14 protein-coding genes and 1 pseudogene are annotated in these 24,284 nt (G+C 76.0%); 3 read left to right on the top strand and 12 right to left on the bottom strand.

Annotation, left to right across the window (positions count from 1 at the left end; translation table 11 throughout):
- Positions 1–14: 14 nt before the first annotated feature.
- On the bottom strand, positions 15–728 hold the full coding sequence (locus ACIPYS_RS31990; protein WP_400752756.1) for a hypothetical protein: 714 nt from the start codon (positions 726–728) through the stop codon (positions 15–17).
- 202 nt (positions 729–930) lie between these two features.
- Between ACIPYS_RS31990 and ACIPYS_RS31995 the strand changes: the two are divergent.
- A pseudogene (locus tag ACIPYS_RS31995) lies at positions 931–1,506 on the top strand (phosphatase PAP2 family protein); the annotation flags it as partial.
- A 219-nt stretch (positions 1,507–1,725) separates the two neighbouring features.
- On the opposite strand, the gene ACIPYS_RS32000 reads toward ACIPYS_RS31995, so the two are convergent.
- From ACIPYS_RS32000 to ACIPYS_RS32020, 5 genes are all read right to left on the bottom strand, one after another.
- Positions 1,726–2,454, bottom strand: coding sequence for a response regulator transcription factor (locus tag ACIPYS_RS32000; RefSeq protein WP_093860769.1), 729 nt, complete (start codon positions 2,452–2,454; stop codon positions 1,726–1,728).
- A gap of 7 nt (positions 2,455–2,461) precedes the next feature.
- Positions 2,462–3,892, bottom strand: a complete 1,431-nt coding sequence (locus ACIPYS_RS32005) for a sensor histidine kinase (RefSeq protein ID WP_400752760.1) — start codon at positions 3,890–3,892, stop codon at positions 2,462–2,464.
- 111 nt (positions 3,893–4,003) lie between these two features.
- Positions 4,004–5,659, bottom strand: a complete 1,656-nt coding sequence (locus ACIPYS_RS32010; protein ID WP_400752763.1) for a protein kinase — start codon at positions 5,657–5,659, stop codon at positions 4,004–4,006.
- Complete coding sequence (locus ACIPYS_RS32015) at positions 5,656–6,486, bottom strand: hypothetical protein (RefSeq protein WP_400752765.1); 831 nt, start codon at positions 6,484–6,486, stop codon at positions 5,656–5,658. The genes ACIPYS_RS32010 and ACIPYS_RS32015 overlap by 4 nt, the downstream gene beginning before the upstream one ends.
- Before the next feature lie 201 nt (positions 6,487–6,687).
- Positions 6,688–8,913, bottom strand: a complete 2,226-nt coding sequence (locus ACIPYS_RS32020; RefSeq protein ID WP_400752767.1) for an N-6 DNA methylase — start codon at positions 8,911–8,913, stop codon at positions 6,688–6,690.
- Positions 8,914–9,129: 216 nt separating this feature from the next.
- Here ACIPYS_RS32020 and ACIPYS_RS32025 point away from each other — a divergent pair, with 216 nt between their 5' ends.
- Positions 9,130–9,780, top strand: a complete 651-nt coding sequence (locus tag ACIPYS_RS32025; RefSeq protein ID WP_093860771.1) for a DUF4352 domain-containing protein — start codon at positions 9,130–9,132, stop codon at positions 9,778–9,780.
- A 217-nt stretch (positions 9,781–9,997) separates the two neighbouring features.
- On the opposite strand, the gene mfd is transcribed toward ACIPYS_RS32025, so the two are convergent.
- On the bottom strand, positions 9,998–13,627 hold the full coding sequence (gene mfd / locus ACIPYS_RS32030; protein WP_093860772.1) for a transcription-repair coupling factor: 3,630 nt from the start codon (positions 13,625–13,627) through the stop codon (positions 9,998–10,000).
- Positions 13,628–14,365: 738 nt separating this feature from the next.
- Between mfd and ACIPYS_RS32035 the strand changes: the two genes are divergently transcribed.
- A complete protein-coding gene (locus ACIPYS_RS32035; protein ID WP_093860773.1) occupies positions 14,366–15,682 on the top strand; it encodes a nucleotide sugar dehydrogenase in 1,317 nt (438 codons plus the stop codon).
- Between the two features lie 199 nt (positions 15,683–15,881).
- On the opposite strand, the gene ACIPYS_RS32040 is transcribed toward ACIPYS_RS32035, so the two are convergent.
- The 5 genes from ACIPYS_RS32040 to ACIPYS_RS32060 form a co-directional block, all read right to left on the bottom strand.
- A complete protein-coding gene (locus ACIPYS_RS32040) occupies positions 15,882–17,312 on the bottom strand; it encodes a hypothetical protein (RefSeq protein WP_400752772.1) in 1,431 nt (476 codons plus the stop codon).
- Between the two features lie 287 nt (positions 17,313–17,599).
- The gene (locus tag ACIPYS_RS32045) at positions 17,600–20,410 is read right to left on the bottom strand and encodes an SUKH-4 family immunity protein (RefSeq protein ID WP_400752774.1); all 2,811 of its coding nucleotides are present in this window, start codon (positions 20,408–20,410) and stop codon (positions 17,600–17,602) included.
- Positions 20,411–20,512: 102 nt separating this feature from the next.
- A complete protein-coding gene (locus ACIPYS_RS32050) occupies positions 20,513–21,514 on the bottom strand; it encodes an SMI1/KNR4 family protein (protein ID WP_093860775.1) in 1,002 nt (333 codons plus the stop codon).
- Positions 21,515–21,770: 256 nt separating this feature from the next.
- Positions 21,771–22,886 carry a DegT/DnrJ/EryC1/StrS family aminotransferase gene (locus ACIPYS_RS32055; RefSeq protein WP_400752778.1) on the bottom strand — a complete coding sequence of 372 codons (1,116 nt, stop codon included), beginning with the start codon at positions 22,884–22,886 and terminating at the stop codon, positions 21,771–21,773.
- Between the two features lie 148 nt (positions 22,887–23,034).
- Positions 23,035–24,147: a DegT/DnrJ/EryC1/StrS aminotransferase family protein gene (locus tag ACIPYS_RS32060; RefSeq protein ID WP_093864931.1), complete on the bottom strand. Its 1,113-nt coding sequence runs from the start codon at positions 24,145–24,147 to the stop codon at positions 23,035–23,037.
- Positions 24,148–24,284: the final 137 nt, after the last annotated feature.

Below are 24,284 nucleotides of genomic sequence, written 5' to 3' on the forward strand. Positions count from 1 at the left end.
AGGCGGCGTCGTCCTCAGCCGACGGGCCCGGAGCGGGTGACCGGCGCGAGGGCGGCGCGGTCCGGGTCCCAGGTGCCGTAGCGGGGGTTCACCCGCAGACGGCCGGCGGTGGCCGTGGCGGCCAGGATCCGGCGGACGGCCGCGTCGCCCGCCGGGGTGCCGGCGTCCGCCCCGGCGGTCGCGGCGAGGCGGCGGATCCCCAGCTCGCGCCCGAGGCGGTCGTCGATCGCCTCGGCCGGAACGCCCTGCGCCGCCAGGGCCCGCGCCAGCTGCCCGGCGCCGCCGAGGCGCCGTTCCTCCTCCGCCCGGGCGGCCGCCACCTCGGTGTCCGCGACCGCCGGGCCCCGCTCCGCGACCGCGCGGGCCACCACCGCGTCGAGCACCAGCTCGGTGACCGCCCTCCGGGCCGGAGCCTCCGTCCGCCACCGGGCGTCCGCCGACACCCCGCCCGGGGCGTGCCGCAGCGCCGCCACCCTGGCCTCCACCGCGTCCACCGGGATCCGCCGTCCGTCCAGCACCGCCGCCGTGCCCGGCGTCAGCCCGTCCCCGCCGCACCCGGTCAGTGCGGGGAGGCAGCACAGGGCCCCGATGGCGGCGGCGACGGTCCTGGTGACCCTGCTGGTCCCCGTGGTCCCGGCGATTCCGGTGCTCCCGGTGGTCCCCGTGGTCTTGGCGATTCCGGTGCTCCCGGTGGTCCCCGTGGTCCCGGTGGTCCGGCGACGGTGCATGGCGGCTCTCCGGATGCGGGCGGCAGGGATCCCCCGAGCGTAGGGCGGGGTGCCCGGGGCGGTGCGGACCGTCCCCCGGACGGCCTATCCGGGCCGGGCGCCGGCACGGCACCGGGCTCAGGTCAACCCTGACGATCGTCAAGGTCGGCCCCTGCCTTTCGGGTCGGGTCGGGACCCGCCTCCGACTCCTACCGTCCGTGTCATGACGAACACGATCAGAAACAGGGCCGTCCTCGCGGTGGCACTCGTCGGTACCGGCGCCGGTGCGGTCGGGTGGCTCGCTCCGGCCGGCGGCGGTGCGGGCGGGGCCGGCCCGCCCGCACCGGGCTGGTCGAGCACGGGCTACCGCCGGGTCGCCGGGGCCGTCACAGACGCCCCGCCCCGCCTCGCCGCCCTGCTGGAGCCCGCCACCGAGGCCGGTCTGGTGGTACTGGGCCTGCTGCTGGCGCTGGTCTGGTGGACGGCGCGTGGGCGGCGGGCCGCCGACACCGTCGCGGGTGTCGTACTGACCGCCCTCGGCACCGTGCTCGCGTACGGCGCGAGCGAGGGCTTGAAGCTCGTCCTGGACGAGGAACGACCCTGCCGCGCCCTGGCCGGACTGCCGGCCACCGCGCTCGCCGACTGCCCTCCGCCGGGCGACTGGTCGTTCCCCAGCAACCACGCCACCCTCGCCGTCGCGATGGCCACCGGTCTGCTGCTGCTACGGCCTCGGTGGGCGTGGCTGGTCGTCCCGGCCGGCCTCGGCACGGCGGCCCTCCGGGTGGCGGCGGGCGTGCACTACCCGCACGACGTGGCCGCCGGAGCCGTACTGGGCGGGGTGGTCACGGCGGCTGCTGCGGTCGCGCTGCTGCCCTCGGCGACGGTGGTGGTCGGCGCGGCGGGCCGGGTCCGGCTGCTCGGTCCGGTGCTGCTGGCTCCCTCGGCCTCCGCACGCGCCGTGGCCCCGGTCCCGCTCCCGGCTTCGCCTCCGGTCCCGGCTTCGGCCCCGGCCGCGGTTTCAGCCGGCCGGGCCCACCGTCAGTCCGGCCTCGTGGGCGAGAACGGCGGCGGCAGCCCGGTTGGCCACTCCCAGCCGGGCCAGGACGGAGCTGACGTGCGCCTTCACCGTGCCTTCCACCACACCGATCCGGCGCGCGATCTGACCGTTGGACAGCCCGGCGGCGACCAGAGTCAGCACATCGCGCTCACGGGCTGTCAGCCCGGCCACCTGCCGCTGGGCCGCGGCCCGGCGGTCGGCCGGACCACCGGACCGGGTGGCGGCGAGGTGGGCCACCACCCGGGCGGCCACCTTGGGTGACAGACAGGCCGCCCCGTCGGCCACCGCACGCACCCCGGCGATCAGCTCCTCGGGCTCGCCGGACTTGATCAGGAATCCGTTGGCGCCCCCGCTCAGGGCGCGCAGGATGCAGTCGTCCTCACCGAAGGTGGTCAGCATGACGATCCCAGGAGCCGCTCCGGTCCTGGTGGTGACGCCCGCCCGCCGGATCTCGGCGGCGGCGGTGATGCCGTCCGTGCCCGGCATCCGGATGTCCAGCACCGCGACGTCCGGTCGGTGGCGGCGGACCAGCTCGACCGCCTCCCGCCCGTCCCCGGTCTCCGCGACGATCTCGATGCCCGGGTCGGTGGCGAGCACGGCACGCACCCCGGCCCTGACCATCGGTTCGTCGTCCGCGACCAGTACCCGGATCCGCGCCGGGGCGCCGTTCCCCGGTGCCCCGTCGCTCATCGGACACTCACTGGACCAGGGCGTCCAGGGAGATCAGCACGCCGCCCCGGAAGCAGAGCCGGTACGCGTCCCCCGAGCGGTCGTTGTTGAACGCCTCGGCCGTCATCGCGTAGTACTCGCACGTCACTCCCTCTCCACCGGGTGGCGGGTTGCCTACGGACGGATGGTACGGAAACTGATGTTCCGGCAGAAATCGCTGCACGGTGGACCGGTCCTGGCCGACCCGCAGTTCGGCGTAGTCGGCGGGGTCGAGCACCGACCGCCCGGCGGTGTGGATCGTCCAACCCCGGAGCACGGCGGTCAGCAGCACCGCGACGGAGAGCGGCACCAGGACGATCGCGACCACCATGCGGCCCACCCGGCGGCGGGCCAGGCGCAGTTCACGGGCCGGCGACACCGTGACCGGCACCGCGGGGGCCGGGGTCGGAACGCCCGTCCGCGGCAGGTGGGCGCTCACCTCGAAGCCGGGGCCGTCGGCCCGGGGCCCGTAGCCGAAGGTGCCGCCCGCCAGCCGCACCCGCTCGGCCAGTCCGAGCAGACCGTGACCTCCTGTGCCCGGCAGACCGGGGCCCGCCCCGGCGCGGGCCGGGGGCTCGCTCCCCGCTCGGGGAGCGTCGAGCACCCGGACGCGAGCGCCGTCCGCCGTGTACGCCACCAGTACCGTGACGGGCGCCCCCGGGGCGTGCTTGGCGGCATTGGTCAGCGCCTCCTGAACGACGCGGTACACGGCGTGCTCGGCCGCCCGGGGCAGCCCGTCCGGCCGACCGTCGACGGTCAGCCGGACGTCCAGCCCGGCCGCGGCCGCTTCCCCCACCAGTTGCGGGACGCCCGCGTCGACCGGGCCCCGGGCGGTGTGCGGGTCCGTGTCGTCCCGCAGGACGCCGATCACCTCACCGAGGCGTTCGACGGCGGCGGCCGCGCCCGCCCGGATGTCCTGTGCCGCCTCGCGGTGCGGCGGGGCCAGGTCGGGCGCGAGCTTGAGCGCACCGGCCCGCAGGGCGATCAGGCTCAGGTCGTGGCCCAGCGCGTCGTGCATGTCCTGGGCGATCCGGGCGCGTTCGCGCAGGCGAGCCTGCTCGGCCACCAGTCGCTGCTCGTGCTCGGCCCGTTCGGCCCGCTCCCAGCCCGCCCGCACCAGCTCCTGCGACTGCCGCCAGAACCGGCCCACCATCCACGGGGCCATTCCGGCGCAGACCAGCACCGACACCACCGACGTCGCCCGCACGGCCAGCTCCGGGGCGGCCACCGTCACCAGGGCCCCGGCCGTGACCAGCACCACGAGCAGGGCGACCGCCTCCCGTACCCGCTCCGTCCGCACCCCGGCCGCGAACGCGGCCCCGATGCCGGGCACCACCCACCAGAGGGACACCGCACTCAGCCCGAGCGCCCCGGCCGCCAGCACCAGCAGCCCCCGGTCCCACCACGTTCTCGTCCGCATCCGCCCGACCCTACGGTCCTCACCGGCGCCGCGGATCTGTCGAAAGTCATGCCCGTCGGCGACCGGTCGCGGGCCCCGGTCCCGGGTCGGCACGGTCGGCGTGGCCGGCGGTCAGGCGCGCGGGGGCCAGGGGGTGGCGTCGGTGCGGTGCGGCTGGAGGGTGTCGAGGGTCTGCCTCAGACGGCGGACCGCCGGATGGTGCGGGCCGTCGCGGCGTTCGCGGTCGAAGAGCAACTGGAGCAGCCACGACCAGGCCGCCTCCGTCTCGCCGAGCGAGGCCAGGAGCACGCCGACCCGTTCCCGGAGATCGAGCACCCGCTCGGGTTCGGTCTCCGGCCACACCGCGAGCAGGGCCTGGTACTCGGCGAGCGCCTCCGCGCCCCGGCCGAGCTGCTCGAGGCACTCGGCCACCCGGTGACGCGGTTCGAGCGCCCGTCGGCCGTGCGGTCCGCCCTCGGCGGTGGCGGCGAGCGCCCGGTACTCGGCCAGCGCCTCGTGGTGGCGCCGCTCCTGGAGGAGGGTCCGGGCGTAGATGGTCCGGACGGTGCGGACCATTCCCGCGCCGTCGCCGAGTTCGGAGCGACCGCGGGCCAGCAGCCGGGCGGCGAGGTCCAGGACCTCGGAGCGCCGGCCGGCGTCGACCAGGTCGGAGAGCCGGGCGCAGGCCGCCGCGAAGTCCTCCGCCGCGGCGGGCGGGGCCGCTGCCACCGGCGGAGCCTGCGGCAGCGGGGCGGGCGGGTTCGGCGCGGCGGCGAGCAGGAACGGCGGCGGTTCGGCCCGCGGCGGCGGCGCCGGGGCGACGCCCTCCGGGCGCGGCTGCGGCTGGAGCGGGTACCGGTAGGGCCGGGCCGGGTCCGGAAGCGGACCGAACCGGGGCTGCGGCACCGAGACGGCCACGGGGAGCAGCGGCAGCAGCCGCCCGTACACCTCCTGGGCGTCGGCCGGCCGGTCCCCGGGGCGCTTGGCGAGCAGGTCGAGCACGAGCCGCTCCAGCGCGGCCGGCACCTCGGGCCGCAGGTCGCGCAACGGCACCGGCGGGTCGTCGACGTGCCGCCGCAGCAGTCCCAGCGCGGTGGGTGCCCGGAACGGCCCTTCCCCGGTCAGCATCTCGTGCAGCAGGCAGCCGAGCGCGTACAGGTCGCTGCGCGGGTCGACGGCGGTGGACAGCGCCTGTTCCGGCGCCATGTAGGACGGGCTGCCGATCGGGACGCCGGTGAGGGTGAGCCGGGTGGCCTCGGGGTCGAGCGCGGTGGCGATGCCGAGGTCCAGCAGGACGGTCCGGCCGTCCTCCCGGACCATCACATTGCTCGGCTTGAGGTCGCGGTGGACGACCCGCACCGCGTGCACGGCGGCCAGCGCGGCGCAGAGCTGGGCGGCCACGGCGACCGCGCGCTCGACCGGGAACGGCGCGTCCTCGGCGATGAGATCGGCCAGACTGACGCCGGGGACGCGCTGCATCACCAGATACAGTTCGCCACCCTCCTCACCGGCGTCGAAGACGGTGACCAGACCCGGATGGTCGAGGGCCGCGGTGGTGCGGCACTCGCGGAGGAACCGGCGGCGCAGGTCGTCGCCGTGCCGGAGCCGGTCGGCGGTGGTCGGGTCGGTACCGCCGGCGGCGGCGAGGAGGAGGTCGGTGCGCAGCAGTTTGACCGCGACCGGGCGGGCGAGCCGTTCGTCGTGGCCGGCCCAGACCTGGCCCATGCCGCCGTGGCCGATCTTCTCGGTGAGGTGGTAGCGGCCGCCGATCACCCGGGCCTGGGTCACGGGCGGTCCTCACGAGCCTGACGGCGCAGCAGTTCGCCGAGCTCGCGGAGTTCGTCGGAGGTGGCGGGACCAGCACCGGACGCTCCCTGGCCGACGGCCCCGGTCGGCGGGTGGGACTGGTACGGGGGCTGGGCGGCCTGCCCGGGCTGGGCGTACGGGGCCGGAGCGGGGGCCGGAGCCGGGTAGGAGGACGGGGCCGGCGTCCCGTACGGCTGCGCCGCACCGTAGGTCGGGGCGGGGGCGTACGGCTGCGGCGTCCCGTACGGCTGGGCGGCCGGGTTCGGGTAGGGCTGCGCGGCGCCGTACGGGTGGGTGGACGACTGGGCGGACGGGTAGCCGTACCCGGCCGACTGCGGGTGCCCGACGACGCCGGCCGGAGCGGCCGGACGGCCCGCCGACCAGACCACCTGGCGATCCATCAGCAGGAAGTGCACCGGCGGGGTGAACCACATCAGCACCATCATCGTGGTGCCGACCGCGTCCGCGACCGGAGCCTCGCCCTTGCCGAAGCTGCCGGCCACCCCGATGCAGATGAAGAAGGTGAGGAAGAGCCCGGCGTACACCACCGCCCCCAGGATGTCGTACGCCCTGCGACGGCGGACCGCCAGCAGCAGCGACGGCACCATGCCGAGCAGACCGACGGTCAGCAGCGGTGCGAGGACCACCAGGACCCGACCGGCCACGCCGTACGGGCCGGCCGGCCGACCGGGGCCCGCGGGTCGGGCGACCAGGGTCCGGCCGTAGGGCGGGGGCACGGCGCCGGGTATGCCACCGGCGGGCGGGCCACCGGGCGGTGGGCCGAACTGCCCGGGGTACTGCCCTGACATGCGCGCTCCTGAGCGGGTGAGGACGACGGCCGTCCGGATCACGGGACCGGTTCCGCACACCGTACCGCCAGCGCCGGTCGGGCCGGCGTCCTTCCGTCGTACCCGTACCGCTCCGCGGCACCGGAGCGGAGCGGGAAGCCGGCCGGTCCGACGTCCGGAGCCGGACGCGGGTCCGGACGCAGGGCCGGACGCCGGGGACCGTCAGGAGGCCGGCGGGGGCTCGGCGGTGCCGGCGGCCAGGGCGTCGGTGACGGCCTGGGCGAGGGCGTGGCCGAGGGTCGCGGCCTGCTGGAGCGCCGCGTCGAAGGCGGCGAGCCGGGCGAAGGCCGCGCCGAGGCGGCGCTGTTCGGTGATCGGCAGCCGCGGCAGCTCGACCCGGCGGATGTCCAGCCTGGTGGTCGTCGAGGCGTGGCTGGCGGCCCGGCGGGCGGCGGCCGTGGAGCGCAGATGCCCGGCCAGGAAGTCCGGGTCGAGGGCGGCCGGGTCGGGACGGAGCAGGTGCAGCTGGCGGCCGAGCGCGGCACCGACGGGTGGGCCGTCCGGGCCGACCACCCGGGCCACGCCGCCGCCGAGAGCGGGGACGAGCACGTCGCCGGGCCGGGTCAGCGGAGTGCCGTCGGCGGCGGCCCGGTCCAGGACGGATACGGGCGGGGCGCCGAGGACCAGGTCCTGGTCCGTCAGCACAGGGATGCCGGTCGGATCGGCACCGGTCGGATCGGTGCCGAGCGGATCGATGCCGACCGGATCGGTGCCGACCGGCCGGGTCGGGGCGCCCGCCCCGGAGGAGTGCACCTCCAGCAGTCCGGCGCGGACCAGCTCCCCCAGGGTGACCACCGGGCCTACGCCCGCCCCCGGCACCGGGTCGGGTGCCGGTCCGGGCAGCAGGGTGCCGGGGTCGGCGAGTCCGTCCAGCAGCTCGGTCAGCCGGCCGCCGAGGTGCGAGAGTCCGGCGGCGCCGCCGGGCGGGGCGGCCGGCGGGACGTGCCGGGCGGGCGAGAGGTCGGTCTCGTCGTCGAGGAGGTCGATCGCCGCCACGGTCCGGTGGCGGCCGGGCCGGTCCTCGGGCAGCGGGAGACCCTCCCGGGCGGCGAGGTCGAAGGCGCGCCAGGCGTCCAGGACGGTACGGCTCAGCTCGGGCCAGCGGACCTTGTCGCGGCCGCCCTCGGCGGGTTCGGCGGAGCCGGGCGAGGTGGCGGCGGCGTCGATCATCAGCACCTGGCGGAAGTCGTCGCCGGAGCGGGGCGCGCGCAGCACCCAGAGGTGGAGCGGCACCCCGTACGGAGGCGCGGCACCGGCCGGGAGGGCGACCACCGCCCGCAGCGCGCCCGAACGCAGCAGTTCGGCACGGACCCGGCGGCCGGCCCGGCGGGCGGCGACGGTCGGCGGGAGCAGCAGTGCGGTGAGCCCGCCGGGACTGGTGTGGGCGAGGCAGTGCAGCACCCAGGCGAGTTCGGACTCGCCGCGCGGCGGGACGAGTCCACCGGGCCAGCGACGGTCGAACTGCAGCTCGTCGTGGCCCCAGTCCCGTTCGTTGTAGGGGGGCTGGCAGAGCACCGCGTCGAAGGTGTGGCCGGTGTAGGCGTCGGCACGCAGAGCGTCGCCGGGGCGGAGGTCGACCGGGAGCGGGACGGGGTCGGCGGCGGGCGCGTGCAGGGCGAGCCTGAGCCGGGCGAGCGCGGTGGTGACCGGGTCGGTGTCCTGGCCGTAGCGGTCGGTGCTGGACGGCAGGGCGAGCAGCAGGGCGCCGAGGCCGGTGGCGGGGTCGAGCACGGTGGCGGGCACGCCGGCGACGGCGGCGAGCAGTTCGGCGGCCTCCGGCGGGGTGGGGCTGAGCTGGCGGGTGTTGGCCTCGGCGTACCGGGTGAGGAGCTGTTCGTAGGCGGCGGCCGGGCCGGCCTCCGCGGCCAGCCGGGCGAGCAGCCGGGCGAGGTCGAGCTCGGTGGAGCCGAAGAGGCCCGGTCGGCCGAGTCCGCCGGCAGCAGCGTCCGAGCCGTCGGCCGCGATACCGGCCCCAGCACCGGTGCCGGTACCGAACACGGTGCGGGCGGTGTCCGCGAGGGCGCGCGGCAGGGCGGTGGCGAGCCTGGTGTCCGGCTGATCGGCGAGGGCGGCCCAGCGGTCCGGTTCCCGGTGCTGCAGCAGCAGGACGGCGCCGGCCCGGACCAGCGGGGCGGCCGGGTGGCCGTCCGGGTCGCGCAGGGTCTCGACGAGCCGCCAGACCCGCTCCAGCAAGGGCAGTTCGGCGATCTTGCCCTGGGACCGGAGCCAGGTCTCGACCTCGGCGAGCGCGAAGGCCGGGCTGCTGTCGGTGCCGCCGACGGGGCGCGGGAAGTCGGGGTGGCGGCGGCGCCAGTTGCTGACGGCGGCGCGGCCCACCCCGGCGAGGCGGGCGATCTCGACCGCGGTCACCTCGGGTCGGTCCGGCATGGGGGCTCCTTCGTCGGCGACGGCACAGGTGTGGCCACACAGCATAGTCAGCGGGGCCGATCCAGCAGTTCACACGTGAACGGAGACGTTTTACGAAAGGCCGTTGACATCGTTCACAGCAGATGATGTGATCTCTCCTGTCGACAGCACGTCAGGTCGACACCGCACAGGACGAGAACCGCCGGACCGTACCCGGCGACACGACAGGAGACCCCGATGTCCGCGACCACCCGCCGCACCCGCCGCACCGCCGCCCTGCTGCTGGGCGCCACGCTCGTCACCCTCACCGCGACGGCCTGCAACTCGACCGGCGGCCCCTCCGTCTCCACCGAGGCCAAGCAGACCGCCGCCGCCTCCGCCCCGGCGGCCGGCGCCGCCACCTCCGCCCCGGCCAAGCCGGCCGACAGCAAGCCGGCGGAGAGCAAGCCCGCCGAGGCGGCCAAGGCCCCGGCGAAGGTCGGCGACACCATCGCCCTCAAGAGCACCCTGGAGAAGGGCAACACCGCCGACATCACCGCGCTGAAGGTGGTCGACCCGGCCCAGAGCACCAACGAGTACCTGACCGCGGCGGACGGCAAGCACTACGTCGCCGTGCAGTTCCAGATCAAGCCGACCGGGGCCAAGGCCTACAGCGACGCCCCGTGGAGTGCCGCCAAGGTGATCGACGACCAGGGCCAGGCGTACGGCCCGACGCTGGCCGACACCAAGGCCGGCCCGTCCTTCCAGACCCCGACCAACATCGCCTCCGGCGAGACGGGCAAGGGCTTCGTCGTCTTCGAGGTGCCCAACGGCACCAAGCTCGACAAGGTCCAGTTCTCCCTGGACAACGGCTTCGCCGACCAGGTCGGCCAGTGGAAGCTCGGCTGACCGGTGGCAGCACCCCGCCCACCGCTCCCGCCACCCCGCACGCGACCGCACGCAAGAACGCGAACGCCCGCAAGAACGCGGCCGCACGCGAGACCGCGAACACGCGCCAGTGCGCGAACGCCCGCACCAACGCCGACGGCGGCCCCGGGCAGCACCGCCCGAGACCGCCGTACCCGGCGAGGGCCCCTCCGGGGGCTCCCGACCGCCGCGGGGTCCGCTACTTCTTCGCCCCCGCCAGGTCGTCGAACATCGCCGACAGGAACTCCCTGGACCAGGCCAGCAGCTCCCGTCCGACCAGCGGCTTGCCGCCGATCCGCCCGGTGGACGGCCTCGGCACCAGCAGCTGGTTGGTCGCCGCCTTCACCTGGCTGCGCGGGTAGAGGCGGTTCAGCCGCAGCTGCTGCGACTCCCTCAGCTCGACCGGGCCGAAGCGCACGTTGGAGCCCTGCAGCGTGATGTCCGCGATGCCGCACCGCCGCGCGTACAGCCGCAGCGCCGCCACCAGCAGCAGGTTCTCCACCGGTTCGGGCAGCTTGCCGTACCGGTCGGCCAGCTCGTCCCGGACCTGGGTGATGTCCTCCTCCGAGTTGACCGCCGCGATCGAGCGGTAGGCCTGCAGCCGCAGCCGCTCCCCCGGCGCGTAGTCGTGCGGCACATGGGCGTCGACCGGCAGCTCGATCTTCACCTCCAGCGGCTCCTCCTCCGGCTCGACGCCGCCCGCCAGCGACTCCCGGAACTCGGCCACCGCCTCGCCGACCATCCGCATGTAGAGGTCGAAGCCGACGCCGGCGATGTGCCCGGACTGCTCGCCGCCGAGCAGGTTGCCCGCGCCGCGGATCTCCAGGTCCTTCATCGCGACGTACATGCCGGCGCCCATCTCGGTGTGCTGGGCGATGGTGGCCAGCCGCTCGTGCGCCGTCTCGGTCAGCGGCTTCTCCGGCGGGTACAGCATGTAGGCGTACCCGCGCTCCCGGCCCCGGCCCACCCGGCCGCGCAGCTGGTGCAGCTGGGAGAGGCCGAAGGTGTCGCCGCGCTCGACGATCAGGGTGTTGGCGTTGGAGATGTCGATACCGGACTCGACGATCGTGGTCGACACCAGGACGTCGAACTCCTTCTCCCAGAAGTCGACGACCACCTTCTCCAGCTGGGTCTCGCCCATCTGCCCGTGCGCGGTGGCGATCCGTGCCTCCGGCACCAGGTCCTTCAGCCGGGCGGCCGCCTTGTCGATCGACTCGACCCGGTTGTGGATGTAGAACACCTGGCCCTCGCGCAGGAGTTCACGCCGGATCGCGGCCGAGATCTGCTTCTCGTCGTACGGTCCGACGAAGGTCAGCACCGGGTGCCGCTCCTCCGGCGGGGTGGTGATGGTGGACATCTCGCGGATCCCGGTGACCGCCATCTCCAGGGTGCGCGGGATCGGGGTCGCGGACATGGTGAGCACGTCGACGTTGGCCCGCAGCTTCTTCAGCTGCTCCTTGTGCTCGACGCCGAAGCGCTGCTCCTCGTCGACGATGACCAGGCCGAGGTCCTTGAACCGGGTCTCCGAGGAGAACAGCCGGTGGGTGCCGATGACGACGTCCACCGAGCCCTCGAACAGGCCCTCCAGCACGGCCTTGGCCTCGCTGTCGCTCTGGAACCTGGACAGCGCCTTCACGTTCACCGGGAAGTTGGCGTACCGCTCGGCGAAGGTCGAGAAGTGCTGCTGCACCAGCAGCGTGGTGGGCACCAGCACCGCGACCTGCTTGCCGTCCTGCACCGCCTTGAAGGCCGCCCGGACCGCGATCTCGGTCTTGCCGTAGCCGACGTCGCCGCAGATCAGCCGGTCCATCGGGACGGACTTCTCCATGTCCGCCTTGACCTCGGCGATGGTGGTCAGCTGGTCGGGCGTCTCCGCGTAGGGGAAGGCGTCCTCCAGCTCGCGCTGCCACGGGGTGTCCGGGCCGAAGGTGTGGCCGGGGGCCGCCATCCGGGCCGAGTACAGCTTGATCAGGTCGGCGGCGATCTCCTTGACCGCCTTCTTGGCCCGCTGCTTGGTCTTCGCCCAGTCCGCGCCGCCGAGCCGGTGCAGCGTCGGGGCCTCGCCGCCGACGTACTTGGTGACCTGGTCGAGCTGGTCGGTCGGCACGAACAGCCGGTCGCCGGGGTGGCCCCGCTTGGCCGGGGCGTACTCCAGCACCAGGTACTCGCGGGTGGCGCCCTGCACGGTGCGCTGCACCATCTCCACGTACCGGCCGACACCGTGCGCCTCGTGCACCACGTAGTCGCCGGGCACCAGCGCCAGCGGGTCGATCGCGTTGCGGCGCCGGGACGGCATCCGCCGCATGTCCTTGGTGGAGGACCGCTGGCCGGACAGGTCGGTCTCGGTGATCACGGTCAGCTTGAGCGTCTCGTCGACGAAGCCGTGCTCGATCGAGCCGCAGGAGACGTGCACGACGTCCCGGGTGGGGGCCTCGGACAGGTCGGCGACCAGCCGGGCCGCGATGCCCTCGTTGCCGAGCATCTCGGCGAGCCGGGAGGCCGGTCCGTGGCCCTCGGTCACCATGACCACCCGCCAGTCGGCGGCCAGCCGCTCCTTGGCGTCGGCGATCGCCCGGGCGGTGTCGCCCCGGTACGCCTCGACCGCGTGCATGCCGAGGGTCAGGGTGTTGGTGTCGAACTCCAGCATTCCGCCGACCGAGGCGTCGCTGGTCGCGAACGGGCTGACCGACCACCACGGCAGGCCGATCTCGGCGGCGTGCTCGCGCACCTCGGCGAGCGAGCGCAGCGAGGCGGCCGAGACGTCGATGGTCTCCAGGTCGATGGGCCGGTCGCCCCCGGAGGCGGCGGCCACCCAGGAGGCGTGCAGGAACTCCTGGCTGGTCGCCACCAGGTCGGTGGCACGGGTGCGGACCCGCTCGGGGTCGCAGACCACCGCGACCGAGCCCAGCGGCAGCACGTCGACCAGCAGCTCCATGTCGTCGACCAGGACGGGGGCCAGCGACTCCATCCCCTCGACCGCGATGCCCTCGGCGATCTTGTCCAGGATCTCGGCCAGGCCCGGGTGCTCGGCGGACAGTTCGGCGGCCCGCGCCCGCACCTCGTCGGTCAGCAGCAGCTCGCGGCAGGGCGGCGCCCACAGACCGTGCTCGGCGATCTCCAGCGAGCGCTGGTCGGCCACCTTGAAGAACCGGATCTCCTCGACGTCGTCGCCCCAGAACTCCACCCGCAGCGGGTGCTCCTCGGTCGGCGGGAAGACGTCCAGGATGCCGCCGCGCACCGCGAACTCGCCGCGCTTCTCGACGAGTTCGACCCGGGAGTAGGCGGCTGCGGCGAGCCGCCGGGCGACCTGCTCCAGATCGTGCGACTCGCCCCGCTGGACGGCCACCGGCTCCAGCTCGGCCAGCCCCTTCACCTGCGGCTGCAGCACCGAGCGGACCGGTGCGACGATCACCTGCACCGGCCCGGACGCCCGGTCGTCGACGCGCGGGTGGACGATCCTGCGCAGCACCGCGAGCCGGCGGCCGACGGTGTCCGAGCGCGGGGAGAGCCGCTCGTGCGGCAGCGTCTCCCAGGCCGGGAACTCGGCGACCGCGTCCGGCGGGAGCAGCGAGCGGAGCGAGGCGGCGAGGTCCTCGGCCTCCCGGCCGGTGGCGGTGACGGCCAGCACCGGACGGCCCCGTTCCCCGGCCGCCTGCCCGGCGAGCGCGCGGGCCAGCGCGGCGATGGCGAACGGCCTGGCGGCGGGCGGTCCGACCAGGTCGAGATGGCGGCGGCCCCCGGCCGCCGCACCGGTGGCGGTCGCGGCCTCGATCGCCTCGGCGAGGGCCGCGTCCCGCGCGACGACATCGAGCAGTCCGGTCAGGCTCATCTGGAGTCTCTTCTTCGTCCCGAGGAAGGTGCTGCCCGGGGGCCCTCGGCCCGTCGGGGCAACGCGAACGGCCCGGCACGCCGTGCGGCCGGGGGTCTCCAGCCTACGCCGCGAGGCTGACGCGCACGCGGCACACGGCCGGGGGCGGGGCGGCGCGCGACCGGCGCACGACCCGCACGCCGTCCGCCGGCGATGCGGTGCGGACGAACCACCCCCCGCACGCTGCCGGTCCCGGTGTTCCGCCGGGCCGTTTCCCCATCGTCGCGTTCTGCCACGAACTGGACATACTCCTGTCACTGCCCGTCCATGGAGATCGCGCACCATGGTGAATGTGCCCGCCGCACCCAACCGTGGGGGATGGCTGCGAGGGGCACGGTCGCACACCCGATGGGGGTCGGGAGTGCGAGGCCGGGCGGCCCTGGGTGGGGGCGCCCGCCCACACGCCGGGAACCGTGGCGTCCTTTCCTGGAGGACGCCACGGGTCTCGGCCTCATTCTTTTCCCCGCCCGCCCTCCCCGTCCACACCTCCGGGGTCACGATCGCGTGCCGTCCCGGGGGCTTTTCCCCCGACGGGGACGGCCGCCGGCCCCGATCGCGGTCCCGCGTCCCTTTCCGGCCCCTTTCGGCGCAATCCCGGGAAAGCCCCCGCCGTCCGGCCCCGCTCCCTACCCTGTGGTGAAGACCGTGTGGAGACGCCCGGAGGGGCCAGGGGCGTCGCGATGGAGGGGGTTCTTCGTCATGCGCGTTGTCATCGCAGGCCAGGGCTACGTGGGGCTGCCGCTCGCGGTCCGCGCGGCCGAGGTGGGGCACCGGGTGGTCGGCTACGACGTGGACGAGCGCCGGATCAAACGGCTGGCCGTCGGCGAGTCCTACGTCGAGGACATCCCGGCCGAGCGGCTGCGGCCGCTGCTGGAGAACGGGAGCTATCTGCCGTCCGCCGAGCCGTCCGACGTCGCGGAGTTCGACGTCGCGGTGATCACCGTGCCGACGCCGCTGCGCGACGGGGTGCCCGACCTGTCGTACATCGAGGCCTCGGCGGCCCTGCTCGCCCAGCACCTGCGGCCGGGGGCGACCGTGGTCCTGGAGTCCACCACCTACCCCGGCACCACCGAGGAACTGCTCGCGCCGCTGCTGGAGCAGGGATCCGGGCTGACCGCCGGGCGGGACTTCCACCTCGGCTACAGCCCGGAGCGGATCGACCCGGGCAACCCGACCTGGCGGCTGGAGAACACCCCGAAGGTGGTCTCCGGGATCGACCCGGACTCCCTGACGGCGGTCGAGGGCTTCTACGGCGGGCTGATCGACCGGACCGTCCCGGTCTCCAGCTGCAAGGAGGCCGAGCTGACCAAGCTGCTGGAGAACACCTTCCGCCATGTGAACATCGCCCTGGTCAACGAGCTGGCGATGTTCGCCCACGATCTCGGGATCGACGTCTGGGAGGCCATCGACGCCGCCTCCACCAAGCCGTTCGGCTATCTGCGGTTCACCCCCGGCCCGGGGGTGGGCGGGCACTGCCTGCCGATCGACCCGTCCTACCTGTCCTGGCGGGTGGAGCGGGCGCTCGGCCAGTCGTTCCGCTTCGTCGAGCTGGCCAACGACGTCAACAGCCACATGCCCGACTACGTGGTCCGCAGGCTCGCCGAGGCGCTGAACGAGCGGCAGCGCTCGGTCAAGGGCTCACGGGTGCTGCTGCTGGGGCTGGCGTACAAGAAGAACACCGGCGACGCCCGGGAGACGCCGGCCGCCCGGGTCGCCGAGCTGCTGGTCAGGATGGGCGCCGAGGTCCGCGCCGCCGATCCCCACGTGGTGGTCGGGGTGCACGTGCCGGAACCGGTGATCCCGGGCCAGCGGGCGGCCGAGCACGACCCGCACGGCGACCCCTTCGCGGCCGTGCACCGGGTGGAGGCGAGCCCGCAGGAGCTGGCGGCGGCGGACGCGGTCGTGCTGCTGGCCGACCACGACGACTTCGACTACGGGGCGATCACCGCCCACGCCCGGTACGTGCTGGACTGCCGGCGGCGGCTGGCCGGCGGCGCCGCGGTCGAGGTGCTCTGAGCCGCCCGCCGACCCTGCCGTCCTGCCGGTCCCTGCCGACCCGCCGGCCCTGCTGTCCCGCCGCCCCCGCCGACCTGCCGTCCGTCCGGCCCGCGCCGCGGACGCTCCACGGGCGCTCCACGGACGCGCCACGGACGCGCCGGGCCCCGAACGCGTCCCGCGTTCGGGGCCCGGTACGTACGGGGCTGCCGGCCGGCGGTCAGCGCCGGCGGCGGTAGGCGACCGTGTTCGGCGTGCCGTACTCGGCGCCGTCGTCGACGATCACGATCTTCGGGATGATCCTGGTCTCCTCCTCGGCCGGGCGCTCGGCGCCCGCCCCCTCGCCGCCGTCCGTCGGCGGGAGCACCGCCGGGGGCGTGGCCGGCCTCGGCGGCACCGGGCCGGGGGCGGCGGCCGGGGCGACCCGCCCGGGGGTGACCCGGAGCATGGCGGTGGCCGCCTCGCCCGCGCCGGGGACCGGACCGGCGGGCAGGGCCGGGACGGGCTCCTTGCGGAGCACGGCCCGCGGGTCGGCGGCCGCGGGCACCGGGACGGACACCGCGGCGGGGACGCCGACGGGCAGCGGGATCTCCCCCGTGTCCGCCTCCGAGTCGACCGGGGCAGCGTCCGAGGGGGCCGCGTCGACCGGGGCCGCGTCCGCGGGCGCGGCGTCCGCGGGCGCGGCGTCCGCCGGGGCGTCGTCGGTCCGCTCCCGGTCGGCCCGCTCCTCGGCCGCCAGGTCCTCGGCCACCGGGGCCGGCAGCGGCTCGATCGCGCCCACCGCGGCGCCCGTGAGCGAGGCCAGGGTCGCCTTGATGTGGTCGAGGTGCTGCTGCACCGTCTCCAGCCTGGCCGTGAACTCGCGGTGCTCGCGCTCGGTCGCCGTGTTGATCCGCTCGGCCTCGCGCCGGGCCTGCTCGATCAGCTCGTCCGCCCTGGCCTGGGCCTCGGCGTCGCTCTGCTTGATCCGGCCGAGCACCGACTCCCGGAACTGCTCGGCCTCCTTGACCCGCCGCTCGGCGGTGGAGGAGATCGCCGCGTCCTCGGTGTCGGCCTTGGTCTGCGCCTCGGCGAAGGTCTCGTCGGCCTTGCGGCGCAGCTCGGCCAGCTTGGCCTCGGCCCGCTCGGAGGCCTCCGCGGCCGCGACCCTGACCTGGGCCGCGTGCGCGGTGGCGGCGTCCCGGACGGACCGGACCTCGCGGTCGGTGTCGGCCCGGATCGTCTCGGCCTCGGCCCGGGTGCGCTCGTCGGTGCGGCGCGCGGCCGCGTCGGCCTCGGTCCGGGTGACGGTCGCGTACTCCTTGGCGGCCCGGTCGGCCGCCTGGCCGGCCTCGTAGACCTCGTCACGGAGGTCCTCGGCCGCGCGCTCGGCCTTGTCACGGACGGCGCGGGCCTCGTTCTCGGCCGTCCGGGCCAGCCCGGCGGCCTGCTCGCTGAGCACCTCGTAGTCCGGTTCCGGGGCATCGGCGGCGGCCTGCCGGACCTCGGCCAGCCGGCGTTCCATCTCCCGGATCCCGGACCCGAGCACGCTCAGCCGTTCCCAGGCCTCGTCCCGCTGCGCGGTGTAGGCCGTCAGGGCTCGGTCGACCTGCTCGGGCGCGTAACCGCGCCGGGCAACGGTGAAGCCGTACTGGGGGACGGCGTCGCTCATGGGCTCTTCCCCTCGTGTCGCGGGCTGCGGAGCCCATGATCGGACGGATCGGTCCGCTCGGGAACCGGGTCGACGAACCCGGTCGGGAGTCGAACGTCGAACGGATCGAAACATGTCGAGGATGGACGATTGCGACCATCCTCTTGACCTATTTTGCGCAGATCATGGCGAAACCCCAATGAGGCACCGCCGCACCGGTACGCCGAAGGGGCCGTTCCGGACACCGGAACGACCCCCGGCCACGTGCGTGGATCCGGGACCGCCCGCCAGGGACCGTCCGACGGTCCCTAGAGCAGGCCGTCCCAGAACTGCTCCAGCAGCACGGCCCACCAGGTGTCCGCGGACTGGAGCGCAGCCGGGTCGATCGCGGCCAGCTGAGCCTGGAAGTCGGTCGTCCAGCGACCGGCCTGGTCCGGGGTCAGCCCGTACCGCAGCCGCCACATCCGGCCCAGCAGGGCCAGCGCGCGGACGAACTCCGGTACACCTGTGTTGACGAACCGGGGCGGCTCCCCGGTTCCTTCGAGATCCATCGCGACCACGTGCGCCGTGCCGTACTGCACGCACAGCTGCCGGCCGTAGTCGTTGCCCAGCACCAGGTAGCCGCCGAAGTCGGTGCCGCCCGCCAGACCCCGCTCGGCCGCCAGCTCGGCGAGCGTCGGGATCGGCCGGCCCTCCTGGGCCTGTGCCCAGAAGAACGGTCCGAACTCGCGCGGCAGACCCGCCCACATCAGTGTCTGCGCCACCGGCTCGGGAACGCCCTGCCGGGCCACCGCGCGCTGCTCGAAGCGGAACACGTTGGCCCCGAAGGCCTGGCCGAGCTCCTGGCCGAGCTGCTGCGGCGGAACCGGCTGCGGCGCCGGAACGGTGCCCGGGGCGGGCAGCGGCACCCGGAGCGGCCGGACCCGCTGGGGACCGGAGGCCAGCTGGTGCAGCTCGTCCAGGTGGTCCAGCAACTGGGCCATGCCGGCCTGCCGGGAGTGGTGCTCCCGGCCGTAGTCGGCGGTGTGGGTGAGCCGCACGTTCGGCCAGGAGGCGGCGATCATCCGGTGGCAGTAGCCGCCGGGCAGGTCGCAGGACTCCAGCTCGGTGTAGAGCTCCAGCACCTGCTCCGGCGGCACGTTCAGCCGCCGCAGGTCCTGGAGGATCTTCCACTCCGGGTGCGGGGTGCCGGGCTCGCTGCGGTGCAGCAGCTTCTGCTCCGACCCGTCCGGGCCCCGGTAGCTGAGCGCGGCGAAGTAGCCGGGGCCGACGGCCGGCACGCCGGGGGGCACCGGGGCGCCCGGCGGCGGCCCGGGCACGGGCGGGACGGGAGCGGGCGGGACGGGCGCGGCGACCGGGGCCGGCGCCGGTGCGGCGGGAGCGGGCCCGGCCGGGTAGCCGTAGCCGGCCGCGGGCGCGCCGGCACCGGGCGGCGGCGGGACGGCGGGGCCGCCGGACGGCGGGGTGCCCGGGTCGATCGCGCCCGCCAGCTGGGTGCGCTCGTACGCCACCCCGCCGGACGCGGCGGGGGCGGCGGGAGGTGCGCCCGGGGCGTCCGCGGGACGCAGACCGGCCGGCGGCGGGGGCGGCGGAGCGCTGGAGGCACCGCGGCCGCCGGAACCGGCGGAGACCGCCGGGCCGGAGCCACCGCGCAACTCGGCCGGCGGGGGTGGCGGCGGGGCCGAGCCGGGGTTGCGGCCGAGCGCGGCGGGCGCCGGACCCGCACCGGGGCCGGCCGCACCACCGCGCAGTGCGGCGGGCGGGGGCGGCGGCGGGGCGGAGCCCGGTGCGCGGCCGAGCGCGCCCGGCGGCGCGGGCTCGGCGGACGGACCGACCGGCGGCGGGACCGGGGCCCCGGGCGCACCCGGCAGGCCCGCCAGTCCGGGCAGACCGTCGGGCGAGGCCAGCATGGTGGCGGCGTGCTCGACCCCCGGGCCGGCGGGCGGCGGGACGGGCGTGCCGGGGGCGGGCGTGCCGGGGGCGGGCGTGCCGGGACCGCCGGGCGCACCCGGCAGACCGGCGAGACCCGGCAGACCGTCCGGCGGCGCCAGCAGCGTCGGCGCGGGCTCCACCATCGGCGGCAGCGACGGCGGCACCGGCGTCCCCGGCGCCGGCGTCCCCGGACCACCAGGCATCCCCGGACCACCTGGACCACCCGGACCACCCGGCAGACCCGCGAGACCCGGCAGACCGTCCGGCGGCGCCAGCAGCGTCGGCGCGGGCTCCACCATCGGCGGCAGCGACGGCGGCACCGGCGTCCCCGGCACCGGCGTCCCCGGACCACCGGGCGCACCCGGCAGACCCGCGAGACCCGGCCGGGCGCCCTCGGGCAGCAGCACGGTGGCCGCCTCCGAACCGGCCCGCGGCTCGCCGGACAGCCCGGCACCGTTGGTGCGCAGCCCGTCGGGCAGCAGGACGGTCGCCGCCTCGACGCCCGGGCCGTGCGCGGGCGGACCGGCCGGCTCGTCGTAACCGGGCGGCGGGGCGAGCATGGTCGGCGCGTCCCCGGCGGGGCGCTCGGAGACCGGCGGCGTGGTCAGCACCGCGGGCCCGGGCGTGTCGGCACGCCCGAACCGGACCCCCGGGGTCGGCGGCACGGCGGGTGCCGGATCGAGCGGCGGGGCGGGCGGGGGCGGCGGCAGGACGGCGGGCCCGGCCGGAGCGACCGGTTCGGCACCGGCCACCGGCACCCCCGACGCCGGCGTCCCGGCCGCCGCGGGTGCGCCCAGCCGCTCCGCCTCGGCGGCGAGCGCCGCCTCCCCGGCCTCCTGCAGCCACTGCGGCGGGCTCAACAGGAAGGACGTCGCCTCCACCGGCCCCGGCGCAGGCCGGGCCGCCCCGGCCGGGTTGGCCGCGACCGGCCGCCCGTACGTCTCCTCGTACTGCCGGACCACCTCGTTGACGGGCAGCGCGGGCCAGAGGGTGCTCGCGCCGGAGTCCCGGGCGATCACCAGCCGGGCCTCCCCCTCGGCCCCGGTACCGCCCTCGGCGGACTGCACGGCCCAGCAGACGAAGCCCAGGTCGAACTCCCGGACCCGCACCTCGCGCTGCCGCTCCCGGGACACCCCGCCGTTGATCCACTCCTCGGCGAGTTCCTGCGCCTGCGCGTACGTCACCACGCCCGGTTCACCCCTGTCCCCATCGTCCCCGCTCGTTCCACACCGTCGACGACCGGCCGGTCCGTCTCCCGGCCCGTCCTGCGTTCCACCGCGAACGCCACGTCAGCCCACCGGAACGGCCCGGGCGAACCCGCCGTTCACCATCAGCTCGGCGACCGTCTCCAGCTCCGGCGGGCTCCCGGCCAGTCGCAGCAGGAAGTCGTCGAAGTCGTCCCCGCACGGCAGCAGCAGCCGCTCGACCCGGTCCTCGGGGGACTCCGGGGCGCCGGTGTCGCGGGCGTCGTCGTAGAGGCAGAGCCAGACCGAACCGATCCGGTCGCCGCGCACCTTCAGCGCCAGGATGCCGCCCTGGGCGTAGGCGATGCCCAGGTAGTCCTTGGTGAAGTGGTCCCGCAGGCACTTGTTGGCGTAGACGACGTCCTCGGTGCCGTACTCCTCGGTGAGCGTCAGGAACGGCTGGTCGACCAGCAGCCCGAGGTCCGGGTCGAGAGCCACCCCGGCCGGGACGCGGCCGCCGCCGAGCTTGAGGAAGGTCCGGTAGGCGCCGGGCAGGCGGTAGCCCAGGCGCTGCTCGGCCCGCTGCACGAGGTCCTCGGGGACGCCGATCGGGTCGCTGCCGTCGAGGGCGAGCGGGAAGTGCACCGCCCGCTTCTCCTGCAGCGGGCGGGTACCGCGCCGGCTGTGGTCGGCGGAGGAGGTGGCCAGTCCGCCGTGGTGCCGCAGCAGCGCCTTGACCTCGACCGGGACGAGCTCCATCCGCCGCCAGCCGGGCGCGGCCCGGCCGACCACGTGGTGCCAGGTCCAGCCGGGCGGGGTGGCGACGGCGGTGTCCAGGTCGGCCCAGAGCGGGTGGCCCTGGGTGAACAGCGCGGCGTTGGCCGAGACGTAGTCGGTCAGCCGAAGCTCGTCGACGCCGAAACCGGCCGGCGGGTCGGCGACCTCGGCCGCCGCGGCGGCGTACGGGCCGAAGTCCGGGTGGCCGTGCTCGTCCACCCGGACCCCGGCGGGGTGCCGCTCGGCGCGGACCGGATCCGGGAACTGCACCACCTGACCTGCGTACGCCGCGTTCGGTGCGGCGGCGACGCCGGGCCGACCTGTCGTCATCTGGGAGCCCCCACTGGCTGCTGCAAACTCTCGGTGCGCTTGTTGGGAACCAGCGTAGGGGGTACGCCTGCGGCCCGGCCCCCCGCCCGGTGGGACCGGACCCGGACCGGCACCGACCGGACACGGGACGGCCACCGGCAGGGCACGGGGCGGTCACCGCCGGGACGGGGAGGCGGGCGGGAGAACGGACGCGGGACGGGCCGACGGGGCGGCCGCGGAGCGGGGCGGCCGCGGAACGGAACGGGACGGAACGGGCTCAGGCCGCCAGTGCCTTGGCCAGTACTTCCACCACCCGCTCCTGCTGCCCCGCGGTGATCTGCGGGAACAGCGGCAGCGTCAGCAGTTCCCCCGCCGCCCGCTCGGCGACCGGGAACGCCCCCTCGCCGTGGCCGAGGTGCCGGAAGGCCGGCTGCAGGTGGACCGGCACCGGGTAGTGCACGCCGGCCCCGACGCCGGCCGCGTTCAGCGCCGCGAGCAGCGCGTCCCGGCGCGCGCCGCCCGCGCCGACCCGGACCGCGTACAGGTGCCAGACGTGCTCGTTGCCGGGCGCGGTGCGCGGCGGGGTGATGCCGTCCAGACCGGCCAGCAGACCGTCGTAGCGGGCGGCGGCGGCCCGGCGGGCCTCGTTCCAGGCGGGCAGCCGGCGCAGTTTGGCGCGCAGCACGACGGCCTGGAGCGCGTCCATCCGGGAGTTGAAGCCGAACCGCTCGTGGACGTACTTGCGGGCCGAGCCGTGGTCCCCGATCAGCCGGACGGCGGCGGCCAGGTCGTCGTCGTCGGTCACCACGGCCCCCGCGTCCCCGTAGGCGCCGAGGTTCTTGCCGGGGTAGAAGCTGGTGGCGGAGATCCGGCCGTGCCGGGCCCGGCCGTCCTGCCGGGCGCCCTGGGACTGCGCGGCGTCCTCCACCACCGGGCGGTCGCCGGCCAGGTCGAGCAGCGCGGCCATCGGGGCGAGCTGGCCGTTGAGGTGGACCGGCAGCAGCGCGACCGCGTCCGCCAGCACCTCGGCGACCCGGGCCGGGTCGATCAGCAGGTGGTCGGGGTCGGCGTCGACCAGGACCGGGCGCAGACCGGCCCGCTGGACCGCCTCCGCGGTGGCGACGAAGGTGTTGGCGGGCAGCACCACGCCACCGCCGGGCGGCAGGTCCAGGGCTCGCAGGGCCAGTTCGAGGGCGTCGGTGCCGTTGGCCGCGCCGACGCAGTGCCGGGCACCGGAGAAGGCCGCGTACTCCTCCTCGAAGCCCGCCACCTCCGGCCCCTTGACGTAGCCGCCGCTCGCGAGCACCCGGTCGAAGCCGGCCCTGACCTCCGGCTCGATCTCGGCGTGCGCGGCGGCGAGGTCGACGAGCGGAACGGGCTGGTCGGTGGTCATCCTGTGGTCTCCCTGGGCCGGTCGGAACCTGTCTGTGCGAAACCTGCGAGCAGCGGAGCGGTCGAGCGGCGGAGCGGTCGAGCAGAGCGAACGGACGGACAGCGGACGGAAGCAGCGGCGCAACGGACGGCGCGCAGGACCGCCGGGCTCAGCCGAGCGCGGACCGCAGCGCGGCCACCACCCGGTCCTGCTGCTCCTCGGTCAGCGCGTGGTGCAGCGGCAGGATCAGCGAACGCCGGGTGAGCAGTTCGGTGGCGGGCAGCGGGACCCTGGCCGTCCCCTTGTACGGGGCCTCCAGATGGGCGGCCATGATGCCGCGCCGGGCGGAGACGCCGGCCTCGGCGAGCCGGAGCAGCAGCTCGGCCCGGTCGGGGGCGCCGTCCGGCGGCAGCACCCAGCAGGACTGGTAGTTGGTGGTGCCGTGCGGCGGGTCGTCGACCAGCCGCGCACCGGTGCCGGCGAGCAGCTCCCGGTAGCGGGCGGCCAGTTCGCGCCGGCGGGCGACCATGGCGGGCAGCTTGCGCAGCTGCACCAGGCCGATGGCGGCCTGGATGTCGGTCATCCGGTAGTTGAAGCCGATCTCGTCGTAGGTCTCCAGCACGCTCGCGCCGCCGGCCCCCGCGTGCCGGTCGGCCGCCGAGACGCTCATCCCGTGCTCGCGCAGCCGCCGCAGCCGGGCCGCGAGTTCGCCGTCCCGGCAGGTGACCATGCCGCCCTCGCCGGTGGTGAGCAGCTTGCGCGGGTGGAAGGAGTAGGCGGCGAGTTCGGCGCCCGCGCCGACGGGACGGCCCCGGTAGACGGAGCCCGCCCCGCAGGCGGCGTCCTCGACGACGGTGACGCCGTGCGGCCCGACGGCGGCCCGGATGCCGTCCAGGTCGACCGGCACCCCGCCCTGGTCGACCGCGACCACCGCCCTGGTCCGCCCGGTGAGCAGCGGTTCGACGGTGGCGGCGGTGAGGTTCCCGGTGGCCGGGTCGACGTCCGCGAACACCGGTACCGCGCCCGCGTAGGTGACGGCGTTGGCGGTGGCGACGAAGGAGAGCGAGGGGACGACCACCTCGTCCCCCGGGCCGACGCCCGCACCGATCAGCGCCAGGTGCAGCGCGGTGGTGCAGGAGGAGACCGCGACGGCGTGCTCGACGCCGAGGTGCTCGGCGAAGGCCCGCTCGAAGGCGGCGACCCGGGGGCCCTGGGCCACCCAGCCGGAGCGGACCGCCTCGGCGGCGGCCTCGGCCTCCTCCTCGCCGAGCCAGGGGATCATGACGGGGATGCTGGACACAGGCGTGCTCCGAACGTGGCGCGGACGTGATCGGGGGACGGGGCGCCCGGCCGGGCGCGGACGCTCGACCGGGCACGGACGGGGCGGGAGGCCGCCACGCGCGCGGCGCGACGGCGACC

This window comes from Kitasatospora sp. NPDC089913, from assembly GCF_044748625.1.
GTDB lineage: Bacteria > Actinomycetota > Actinomycetes > Streptomycetales > Streptomycetaceae > Kitasatospora.

What these genes read in the sequence shown, in the direction of transcription:
- ACIPYS_RS31990 (WP_400752756.1), bottom strand. Translation starts at nt 728, where the DNA reads ATGCACCGTCGCCGGACCACCGGGACCACGGGGACCACCGGGAGCACC.
- ACIPYS_RS32000 (WP_093860769.1), bottom strand. Translation starts at nt 2,454, where the DNA reads ATGAGCGACGGGGCACCGGGGAACGGCGCCCCGGCGCGGATCCGGGTA.
- ACIPYS_RS32005 (WP_400752760.1), bottom strand. Translation starts at nt 3,892, where the DNA reads ATGCGGACGAGAACGTGGTGGGACCGGGGGCTGCTGGTGCTGGCGGCC.
- ACIPYS_RS32015 (WP_400752765.1), bottom strand. Translation starts at nt 6,486, where the DNA reads ATGTCAGGGCAGTACCCCGGGCAGTTCGGCCCACCGCCCGGTGGCCCG.
- ACIPYS_RS32020 (WP_400752767.1), bottom strand. Translation starts at nt 8,913, where the DNA reads ATGCCGGACCGACCCGAGGTGACCGCGGTCGAGATCGCCCGCCTCGCC.
- ACIPYS_RS32025 (WP_093860771.1), top strand. Translation starts at nt 9,130, where the DNA reads ATGTCCGCGACCACCCGCCGCACCCGCCGCACCGCCGCCCTGCTGCTG.
- mfd (WP_093860772.1), bottom strand. Translation starts at nt 13,627, where the DNA reads ATGAGCCTGACCGGACTGCTCGATGTCGTCGCGCGGGACGCGGCCCTC.
- ACIPYS_RS32035 (WP_093860773.1), top strand. Translation starts at nt 14,366, where the DNA reads ATGCGCGTTGTCATCGCAGGCCAGGGCTACGTGGGGCTGCCGCTCGCG.
- ACIPYS_RS32040 (WP_400752772.1), bottom strand. Translation starts at nt 17,312, where the DNA reads ATGAGCGACGCCGTCCCCCAGTACGGCTTCACCGTTGCCCGGCGCGGT.
- ACIPYS_RS32050 (WP_093860775.1), bottom strand. Translation starts at nt 21,514, where the DNA reads ATGACGACAGGTCGGCCCGGCGTCGCCGCCGCACCGAACGCGGCGTAC.
- ACIPYS_RS32055 (WP_400752778.1), bottom strand. Translation starts at nt 22,886, where the DNA reads ATGACCACCGACCAGCCCGTTCCGCTCGTCGACCTCGCCGCCGCGCAC.
- ACIPYS_RS32060 (WP_093864931.1), bottom strand. Translation starts at nt 24,147, where the DNA reads ATGATCCCCTGGCTCGGCGAGGAGGAGGCCGAGGCCGCCGCCGAGGCG.